Below are 11,236 nucleotides of genomic sequence, written 5' to 3'. Positions count from 1 at the left end.
GCCGTTACCGAAGTTTTGCCAAATTGCAACTTTGTTTTTACACCAAATAAACTTTGTGCACCAGAAATCAATGAACTATTAAGTGGCATATTTACATTACCAACTTCTATAGATTGTATAATATCATCTTCAGTTGGAGTATAATCTAACTTTACAATATTTTGGAAATCAAAAGTTGCTTCGGTATCATAATTAGCGGTTACCTGTAAGCGCTCCCCTATTTGCCCTAGCATACTAAGACTAATACGCTGATCAAAGTCAAAAGAAAGATTGGTTCTGTTTCTAGGTGATAAAGAAGGGTTGTCATTTTTCTGCCAAATAACACCCAAATCCATTGCAACAGACCCTTGCGGGATTATCTCAATAGTATTACCACCAAAAATGGTAGAAAAGAAATCATTGTTTACATAGAAATTAGGAAGTAAATTCTTACGAGCTTCTTCACTACCTTCTTTTTTTCCGGAATAAGCATCAGATTTCTCTTTAAAATATGATTTAATTCCTTCTTCCCTTATCAATTTGAAATATTGGTCTGGTGTAAGAATTACCGGGTAACCGATATTAAAATCGCCAACACTCTCATTATAGATATAACGATCAAGTTCAGGGTCATAAATATATTTTGATACGATACTCTCAGGGTTCTCAATTAGAATTCTACCCAGATCATACCCAGTCTTTACCGAATCAATTTCCTGTTCTTCTGTTTCTTGCGCCATAACAGTTGTTATAGAAGCTAAAAACATAAAGAATGCAAAGATGCCCTTAAAATAAATTTTAAGAAATTTAGTTACCCCGTTTTTCAAACTTATTACAAATTTTTGAGCGCGAGTTTTATTATGTCCTCGACACTTAGCGAAGCATCTTGACCAAGCACTTTATCGACAACCCTCTCTGATTGTTTACGTGCGAAGCCCAGAACTTCTAAAGCAGATAACGCTTCATCTTTATTTGTATTGTTTGTACTTAGTGAAAGTTCGTCTATATCGTAAACTTTTAATACCTTATCTCTAAGATCTAAAATTACACGCTGTGCCGTTTTAGCCCCTATACCTTTAACAGCCTGTATTGATGCAACATCACCATTGGCAATAGCGTCTCTTACTTGAGACGGTGACATAGAAGAAAGCATGGTTCTTGCTATACTTGATCCTATGCCCGAAACGGATAGTAACAATCGGAATATTTCACGCTCTGATTTTTCAACAAACCCGAACAATGTGTGAGAATCTTCCTTCACTTGAAGGTGCGTAAAAACAGAGACATTTTCTTGCTCTGGCAGCTTAGAAAAAGTATTTAAAGAAATATTTACAAAATAGCCAACACCACCACATTCGATAATAACATGAGTTGGGTTTTTCTCTACTAGTTTTCCTCTTAAGTGATGTATCATAATCCTTTAAAATTAAAAAGGGAAAGAAGTATGTCTACCAATTTCCCTATTTGAGTTATTTTTTGCTTAAAATTTATTTTGAACCTTTAGCTTTTTTGCGTTTTTCACGTTCTTGAGCATCGATAACAGCAACTGCCGCCATGTTTACGATTTCATCAACACTAGCACCTAATTGCATAATATGTACAGCTTTTCGCAAACCAACCATAATAGGACCTATAGAATCCGCACTGTTCAATTCTTTCAATAGCTTATATGTGATGTTGGCAGATTCTAAATTGGGAAATATTAAGGTGTTTACCTTTCTACCCGCTAGTTTAGAAAATGGGAACTTACTTTCATGAAGTTCTCTATTTAAAGCAAAATCGGTTTGTATTTCACCATCAACCACCAAATCTGGTTTAGTTTCATGAAGAATACGAACCGCTTCTCTTACTTTTTTAGCATTTGGGTGAGTTGAAGATCCAAAGTTGGCATAACTCAACATTGCCAACACAGGATTAAATCCAAAATTAGAAGCAACGTTCGCTGTCATTTGTGCAATATCTGCCAACTCTTCTGCATTGGGTTCTATATTGATTGAAGTATCGGCTAAAAATAACGGTCCTCTATCGGTAATCATAATGTTCACCGTAGCTACCTTTTTAACCTTACTTGCTCTACCAATAACTTCTAAAATTGGTTTTACTACCGTAGGGTATGCTCTTGAGTACCCAGAAATCATTCCGTCTGCATCACCTTCAAGAACCATCATAGAACCAAAGTAATTACGCTCACGCATTTTTATTTTAGCACTATAAAAAGTTACTCCGCTTCGCTTTCGGCTTTCCCAGTATTTTGTGGCGTAACGAATATGGCGTTCATCAAACTCTTCTGACATTGGATCGATAATGGCAAGGTCAGCATCAAAATCTAACTCTTTCTTCAATTCAAGAATGATATCTTTTCGACCTAAAAGAATAGGAATTGCAATACCCTCTTCATGAACTATCTGTGCCGCTTTCAAAACATCTAAGTGATCAGCTTCTGCAAATACTATTTTCTTGGCATGGCTACGAGCCCTACCATGAAGTTGACGAACTACTTTATTATCGTTACCAGAGCGAAGCATTAGTTCCTCTCTGTATTTATCCCAATCATCTATTGGGGCTTTTGCCACTCCACTTTCCATGGCTGCCTTTGCAACAGCAGGTGGTATTTCATAAATTAATCTTTGATCAAACGGTTTAGGAATAATATACTCCTTACCAAAGGTCAATCTTGTTTCTCCATAAGCGATATTCACTTGCTCAGGTACAGGTTGCCTTGTTAAATCTGCCAAAGCTTTTACTGCCGCCATTTTCATAGCTTCATTAATTGCCGTAGCCCGCACATCTAATGCACCTCTAAAAATGAATGGAAAACCAAGTACATTATTTACTTGGTTAGGATGATCAGACCTTCCTGTCGCCATTATAATATCTTTACGTGTAGCAACCGCCAGGTCATAAGCAATCTCTGGATCAGGATTAGCCATTGCAAAAACAATAGGGTTTTCTGCCATAGATTCCAACATCGACGGAGTTACAACATTTGCTATAGAAAGACCAACGAATACATCGGCATCTACCATGGCTTCATCTAATGTATTTATTTTTCTATCGGTAGCAAATTCTTTCTTTGCCGCAGATAAGTTTTCGGCATCTTTTCTAATAACACCTTTACTATCAAGCATTACTATATTCTCTGCTTTGGCACCAAATGCTTTATATAATTTAGTACATGAAACAGCAGCAGCACCTGCACCACTGATAACAATGCGTACTTCTTCCATTTTCTTTTTTGAAAGCTCTAAGGCATTCAATAAAGCAGCTGCAGAAATTATCGCCGTACCATGTTGGTCATCATGCATTACAGGAATATCTAACTCCTCTTTTAATCTTCTTTCAATTTCAAAAGCCTCAGGTGCTTTAATATCTTCAAGATTAATACCTCCAAAAGTTGGGGCAATCATTTTTACGGTCTCAATAAACTTATCTACATCTTCTGTATCTACTTCAATATCGATACCGTCAATATCCGCAAAAATCTTAAACAAAAGACCCTTACCTTCCATTACAGGTTTTGACGCCTCTGGTCCAATATTCCCTAATCCTAAAACAGCAGTACCGTTAGAAATTATGGCAACTAAATTACCCTTAGATGTATACTTATAGGCGTTATCCTTATCTTTTTCTATTTCTAAACATGGTTCTGCAACACCAGGCGAATACGCCAGAGCAAGATCACGTTGTGTACTATAAGGTTTAGTAGGTACTATTTTTATCTTACCAGGTTGTGGTTTTGCATGATAAATAAGTGCTTCTCTTCTTAGTTTTTCACTGCTCATACTCTTCTATTTAAAAAAACAAATTTAAAGGTATTCTACAAGAAAGCGCTAAGCAGACCTGTATTTATATGAATAAAATAAATAGTTCTGTTAGGATCGGTTTAATGTAACATATCTAGATTACGAATCAATCGCCTTTTCTTTACTAGATATATTAAGACGTAATGCCAGAAAACCAGATATCGCAAAAAATGCCCCTGCAAACAACATAGCGTTAATTGCATTATTACCTAATAGATACTTATAAATCGGTCCAAAAGTAAGAGTCTCTATTCCCATTGGTATTACAATCATCATATTGAGAATTCCCATGTAAACACCACGTCTTTCTTGTGGAACTACTTTTGACACCATTGTATACGGAATACCCATCATAGCAGCCCAGCCAATACCAAAAAGTACCATTGGCGCCAACACCATTATCGGATCTGTGATATACGGAATCGCAAATAAAGAAATAGCAGTACCAAACAAGCTTAAAGCATATACTTTTTTACCACCGAATTTCAAAGTAAGTGGCACCAATGCCAAAGCAACGACCATGGTCACTATATTATAGGTTAAACTCATCTGAGCAGATTGAGATGCTGCTTCACCAGTAGAATAACCCATTGTCAATTTAAACAACGGTGTAGTGTATTGCCAATATATAAACAAAGCATACCATTGAAATAAATACACTGCCCCAACTCTCCACATGAATTTTGGCATCTTCTTTATAGATTCTGCAATTTCATTAAAAGGCAAAGCAATACGTTCAGTTAATGGCTTAGCTTTTGATTTTAGTATAGACGTCAGTTCCTCTGATGAAGGGGGAATTTCTGGAGTTTTTAATACCGAATAAAGTATTGTTGTAATCGAAAGAATTGCACCTATATAAAATGAATAATATAACCAAGTAGGAATGGTGCCTGCAACCTCTACAGATTCTCCACCAAACAGATATTGAAACAATACAATAGACCCATTTGCCAAAAGAATACCCGCACCTACAAAAAGACTTTGCATTTGGTACCCCAAACTCAATTGTTTCTTTGGTAGCTTATCGCCAACAAATGCACGGTAAGGTTCCATAGCCATATTATTACCCACATCCAATATCCAAAGTAAACCAACCGCAAACCATAAAACAGGACTTGTTGGAAAAGCGAATAAACACAAACTACCCAAAATTGCCCCGATTAAAAAATAAGGCTTTCTTCTTCCCCAACGTTCTGACCATGTTTTATCTGACATTGCCCCAATGATGGGTTGTACAATTAAACCCGTTACCGGACCTGCAATATTTAATATAGGAAGCATATCTTCTGGCGCACCTAAATATAAGAAGATAGGATTTATAGCTGTTTGCTGTAAACCGAAGCTATATTGAATTCCTAAAAACCCAACATTCATATTGAATATTTGCCAAAAACTTAAACTTGGTTTGCTTATTTTCATAATATCCTAATATAACTAGCTTAACAAGATAACATATTAAATAATTTAGAACATAAAATGTCAGTAAGAAATTTAAAATTCTTGGCACTATAACGTTATAGCAAATTACCTAATACAATTTCAATACAATGAATCTGCTTTATCCAGGTTAGAATAGGTGATTTTTACATCTAATGATTTTAAGTCTAGATATAATTCTGACCATTGCTTATCATTCTCCCACCTAATATTTAAAATGTTATTTGACGATTCTTTTAAAATAAATTCACCATTAAAAGAGGCATGTGTATTTCTAAATACGAGCAATTGTTTAAACTTTTCAAAGAAAGAAGTTTGAACATATTCGTTTATTTCATCCTGGGAATAGTAATGCCTATTGATATCTCTACCTACATTGGTCTTCGCCAATAAGTCCATATCGTTTTTACCGGCAAAAAGACCTACATAATAAACTTGAGGAATACCGGGAACAAAAAACTGAATTGCTCTTGCCGCTAAATATGCCTTCTCATCTCTACCAAGAGCTTCAAAATAAGTTGAATTAACCTGATATAAATCTAGGTTTGAGGCTGCAGCCCCAGTTGCCTTTCTACTGGTATTGCCACTATTTACGTGCATACGTTCTACAATGGCATTTAATGTTGAATCATCTATGAGACCTTTTTCTCCATTTTCAGATGCTACATCTACAATACCAATACCGTCATGAGTATCTAAAACTGTAATTGCATTTCTTGGACTAACATTTAACCAATTCTTTAAATTTTCTGCATTAGCATTAAAAAGGGTATCCAAAACCAAAACAGGTAAAGCAAAATCGTAAACAAAGTCTACTTTTTTGGCAATTTCTATTTGTGTTTTATAGTATGAATGAATTTCTACCAAAACAGCAATACCCATTGCCTTGGCTTTCACTGTAAGTTCATCTATGAAAGCAAAAGTTTCTTCTATCATAAAACTACTGGTCCCAGCCTTTTTAATAGCGTATCCAGCAGCATCTAAGCGAATCATATTTACTCCAGACTTTTGAAATTCCACTAAAATACTTTCTAGATAATCACTACCTTTTTTAGAATAGACATCTATATCTATTTGATTAGTGGTAAAAGTGGTCCAAATTAGTCTCTCTTTACCATCTTTGAATTTCATCTTTGTGAACGGATATCCTGGTCGGGGTCTATAAATTTCTACCAAATCTGTTTCAGACGCTCCGTTCGGAAAAACTTTATCAAAAGTCAAAAACAATTCTGCAAATTCAGAATCATCTCCTTTCTCTAAAAAATCTTGAAATTCAGGTGATTTGGCAGACATATGATTTACGATCAAATCTGCCATAACATCTACAGAAGTACTTAACTCTTTAACATCGGCCCAGCTACCTAACCTTTCATCAATTTGTCTATGATCTATAGGATCAAAACCAGCGTCTTCTCCATCAATAGGATAATAAAAAGGAAGCATATGAACACCACCGAACAAATCTTTGAATTGATTCTTTAACAATAGGTCTAGCCCTTTAAAGTCGCTTTTACCTAGCCTATCTACATAAGTTATTAATTGAACTTTATTCTCCATTTAAATCTTTCTTTGAGTCAAATTTTCTATAATGAACACTTAACAATTAAAGAAATTATAGTGCCATTTTATTAAAATCGGAATTCAATATAGTATTTAAAACCCTAAAAACAGGGACGAAATGAAGATTAGACCAATCTAGCAAAAACTCAAACGTTGGAGTATTAAAAATTATTTTCAGCGAGGAGAAAACAGACCAAAAAAAACATTAAAATATCTGTAGAAAACTTAAATTAATCTTTTATAAAATCTATGTTTCTTTTAAGTCCGCCATACTTTGTTCGCTTCACTGCAGATTTTTGAAATACCTTTCTAAACACATCTTCGGTAATTTCCTCCCAATCTTTTTTGGTCATGCTAAGCAATTCTGGATTAGGATTAAACAATGGTTCATTATGCGGCTTCGAAAATCGGTTCCAAGGGCAAACATCTTGGCAAACATCGCACCCAAACATCCAATCATCAAAAGAACCCTTCATCTCATTTGGCAATTCATTTTTTAATTCAATCGTAAAATAAGAAATACATTTACTACCGTCAACCACATAAGGCTCCACAATTGCCTCTGTAGGGCATGCGTCTATACAAGCCGTGCAGGTACCACAATGATCTGTAACCGCATGGTCATATTCCAGTTCTAAATCAACAATCAATTCTGCTATAAAATAGAACGACCCAACTTGTTGCGTAAGCAAATTACTATGTTTACCAATCCAACCCAGACCACTTTTTGCCGCCCATGCCTTATCAAGCACTGGCGCAGAATCAACAAATGCACGCCCGTTGACATCACCTATTTCTTCAGCTATGAATTCTTGAAGATGCCTAAGTTTTGTTTTTATGACATGATGATAATCGTGACCATAAGCATACTTGGAAATTTTATAAGAATCTAATGTTTGAGATTCTTCAGGATAGTAATTTAATAGTAGAGAGATTACAGATTTGGAACCTTCAACCAATTTTCTAGGATCTAATCTCTTATCGAAATGATTTGCCATGTAGCTCATTTCGCCGTTCATGTTATTATTGAGCCACTTTTCTAATCTTGGAGCTTCTTCTTCTAAAAAATCTGCTTTAGATACACCACATGATAAAAAACCGAGGCGTTTGGCTTCGGTTTTAATACTATTTGTCCATTTATGTTTTATATCGATACTCAAAACAAACCAGGTTGAATTCCTCCTTTAATCCTTCCTAAGTGTTTATAAGCTAGTTCAGTTACCTCACGACCACGGGGAGTTCTCATTATAAATCCTTGTTGAATTAAAAAAGGTTCATACACTTCCTCAATAGTTTCCGAACTTTCAGAAACAGCTGTCGCCAAAGTTGTAATACCTACGGGACCGCCTTTAAATTTATCAATTATAGTAGTCAGTATTTTGTTATCCATTTCATCTAGACCATGGGCATCTACATTCAAGGCTTTTAAGCTAAACTTTGAAATTTCCATATCAATAGAGCCATTTCCTTTAATCTCGGCAAAATCACGTACCCTTCTAAGTAAGGCATTACAAATTCTAGGTGTACCTCTACTTCTACCGGCAATTTCTATTGCTGCATCTTGAGAAATTGGAACCCGTAAAATTTCAGCACTACGCTCTACAATGGTAGATAATAGTTCTGTTGAATAATACTGTAACCTACTTTGAATACCAAAACGTGCACGCATTGGTGCAGTCAACAATCCTGATCGTGTGGTTGCTCCTATCAATGTAAACGGATTCAAATTTATCTGAACAGACCTTGCGTTTGGTCCAGATTCAAGCATAATATCAATTTTGTAATCTTCCATTGCTGAATACAAATACTCTTCAACAATAGGGCTTAATCTATGAATCTCATCAATAAATAGAACATCACGTTCATCTAAATTAGTCAGTAACCCTGCCAAATCACCCGGCTTATCCAATACTGGACCGGAAGTTATCTTGATTGACACTCCCAGTTCATTTGCCAAAATATTGGCCAAGGTAGTTTTACCTAAACCAGGAGGGCCATGGAACAAGGTATGATCCAATGCTTCTCCTCTTCTATTCGCAGCTTCAACAAAAACCTTAAGATTTTCAAGCACCTGATCTTGACCGGCAAAATCGTCAAAATTTACAGGCCTTAATGCTCTTTCAATATCAAGTTCCTCATTAGAGAAACCATCAGCAGATGGATCTAAATACTCGTTCATACACTAACAAAGATAGACAAACACCAGATAACTTTATATCTATACCAAAAGCTATTTTAATTTATCAAAATACTTAAACGAAGCGTTAAATAGATATAAGAAATCTAACTAAATATTGTAATTTCATGGCATGACAAAAGAAAATTACGCAGCACAAGTATTACAATATATTCCGGTCTTTTATATTATTTGGTCAGACGACCTCTTGTCGGCATCAGAAATAAATGTAGTTGAAAATGCTATTGCCAATGACGTAACATTATCGTCAGATGACAAAAAACAACTTAAAGCATGGATGAATGTCAAAAATCCGCCAAAGAACGAGTTACTTAAGTCATGGAAACAATTGATAATCAATAGTGGGGTAAAATTGGTGGAGCATGAAACATATCCATTAACAGCTTTCAGTCAGAAAGTAACATCTCATTACCATAATGACATCTCTTTCAATGATCAAATAAAAAATATTGAAATTAATTTGGGTATTCAACCCAATCATTACAATCATTTATTTGACGTACATATTGACCTAGAGAAAAAATCGTTGCAATATTCCTCAAAAACTATAGACACTATTTTAAAAGGAAAACATGCCGAAGCCATAGATTCTTTTAGAGCCGTACTGAACGACCCCATTTTCTCATGGGAGGTAAGACGCAATAAAGAGGAGTTTCGAAGTCATGTTTTAAAACAAGTGGAGTTTTTGGCAGATAAAGGGTATGGTGCAATGGCATATCCTGAAGCATATGGCGGCACCAATGACATGGAAGGTTACGCCTACATTTTTGAAAATATGATGTGGGCAGACGGAAGCCTTTCTATAAAATTTGGAGTACAATTCGGTCTGTTCGGTGGAAGTATTCAGAAACTTGGAACCAAAAAGCATCATGATAATTATTTAACCGATACTGGTAAGGCTGATTTATTAGGATGTTTTGCCATGACAGAAACCGGACACGGATCTAACGTTCGCGGAATAAAAACTACGGCAACATATAACAAAGACACAGAAACCATTGTCATACATACCCCAGGTAAAAATGACAATAAAGAATATATAGGGAACGCCATACATTCTAAAATGGCATCTGTTTTTGCACAACTTATTGTAAACGGAAAAAATGAAGGAGTACACGCTATTCTAGTACCTCTTAGGAATGAAAAACATGAATTGTTGCCAGGTATAATAGTTGAAGATAATGGCTATAAACTGGGACTTAACGGTGTTGATAATGGTAAAATATGGTTTAACCAAGTTGAAGTTCCTAAAGAGAACTTACTAAACAAGTATGGTACTATTCTAGGTAATGGAGATTATTATTCAGAAATAAAGAATCCGAACAAACGCTTCTTTACTATGTTGGGCACTTTAGTAGGTGGCAGAATATGTGTTGCTAGGGCAGGATTAGGCGGAGCCAAATTTGCGTTGACCGTAGCCATAAAACACGCGCTAAAAAGAAGACAGTTTAATGATAGTGTCAAAATTCAAGAAGACCTTTTAATGGATTACCCATCTCACCAACTAAGGCTGATTCCGTTAGTAGCGAGCGCATATGTGTATCATATTGCTTTAGATAAAATGATGGCACTCTATTGTGATGAATCCCAACCAGACAAAAGACAGGTTGAAACCCAGGTTGCAGGTCTCAAATCTATTATTACATGGTATGCCAACGATGCCATTCAAGAATGCCGTGAAGCATGTGGTGGCAAAGGTTATCTTTTGGAGAACAGGATTGCAGATTTAAAAGGTGATGTAGATATATTCACCACATTTGAAGGTGACAATAATGTATTATTACAACTTGCCGCAAAAGGTGTTCTATCAGATTTCAAAGCGGAATTCAATAGTGCCGGTTTTTCAACTGTACTAAAATTATTGAGCTCACAACTAAGCGATAAGCTTTCTAATATAAATCCGCTATACACCAACAAGACAGACAAGGACCATTTATATAATCCCAAATTTCATGTGCATGCATTAGAGCATAGAACAAGAAGGTTAACCTACACCCTTGCCATGCGCATTAGAGGATATATCAAAAAAGGTATTCCTTCATATCAAGCCTTTTTAAAGGTACAAACACATTTAATGACACTTGGCAAGGCGTATAGTGCCGAATTAGCTTATAAGTCATTTATAGAGCATAACAGCGCTATCAATGACCAAGAGTATAAAGAGTTGTTTGAAAAACTTGGAACGTTATATGCATTGCATGAAATAAGAAATAATGCGTCATGGTATTTAGAACAAGGTTACATAAGCGGAACAAAGTCA

General features: G+C 35.5%; 8 protein-coding genes. 1 reads left to right on the top strand and 7 read right to left on the bottom strand.

Annotated features, from left to right (window positions below; all coding sequences use genetic code 11):
• From sprA to ruvB, 7 genes are all read right to left on the bottom strand, one after another.
• The coding region (sprA, locus tag ABJI11_RS15990) for a cell surface protein SprA (protein ID WP_348354406.1) at nt 1-746 on the bottom strand (746 nt) is incomplete at its 3' end.
• Nucleotides 747-811: 65 nt separating this feature from the next.
• Nucleotides 812-1,393 (bottom strand): Holliday junction branch migration protein RuvA, encoded by a 582-nt coding sequence (gene ruvA / locus ABJI11_RS15985; RefSeq protein ID WP_348354400.1) that lies wholly within the window; start codon nt 1,391-1,393, stop codon nt 812-814.
• 73 nt (nt 1,394-1,466) lie between these two features.
• Complete coding sequence (locus tag ABJI11_RS15980; protein WP_348354397.1) at nt 1,467-3,761, bottom strand: NADP-dependent malic enzyme; 2,295 nt, start codon at nt 3,759-3,761, stop codon at nt 1,467-1,469.
• A gap of 120 nt (nt 3,762-3,881) precedes the next feature.
• The gene (locus tag ABJI11_RS15975) at nt 3,882-5,201 is read right to left on the bottom strand and encodes an MFS transporter (protein ID WP_348354394.1); all 1,320 of its coding nucleotides are present in this window, start codon (nt 5,199-5,201) and stop codon (nt 3,882-3,884) included.
• A 120-nt stretch (nt 5,202-5,321) separates the two neighbouring features.
• Nucleotides 5,322-6,776, bottom strand: a complete 1,455-nt coding sequence (gene gtfA, locus ABJI11_RS15970) for a sucrose phosphorylase (protein ID WP_348354391.1) — start codon at nt 6,774-6,776, stop codon at nt 5,322-5,324.
• Between the two features lie 233 nt (nt 6,777-7,009).
• A complete protein-coding gene (queG, locus tag ABJI11_RS15965; protein WP_348354403.1) occupies nt 7,010-7,933 on the bottom strand; it encodes a tRNA epoxyqueuosine(34) reductase QueG in 924 nt (307 codons plus the stop codon).
• 2 nt (nt 7,934-7,935) lie between these two features.
• Nucleotides 7,936-8,958 carry a Holliday junction branch migration DNA helicase RuvB gene (gene ruvB, locus ABJI11_RS15960; protein WP_276491969.1) on the bottom strand — a complete coding sequence of 341 codons (1,023 nt, stop codon included), beginning with the start codon at nt 8,956-8,958 and terminating at the stop codon, nt 7,936-7,938.
• A gap of 130 nt (nt 8,959-9,088) precedes the next feature.
• Here ruvB and ABJI11_RS15955 point away from each other — a divergent pair.
• Nucleotides 9,089-11,236 (top strand): acyl-CoA dehydrogenase family protein (locus ABJI11_RS15955; RefSeq protein ID WP_348354388.1); only part of this gene is annotated, 2,148 nt, incomplete at its 3' end.

The sequence above is a fragment of the Maribacter sp. genome, from assembly GCF_039968975.1.
Taxonomy (GTDB): domain Bacteria; phylum Bacteroidota; class Bacteroidia; order Flavobacteriales; family Flavobacteriaceae; genus Maribacter.
Note: the sequence above shows the minus strand (reverse complement) of the source record. Positions and strands in the feature narration are given on the sequence as shown.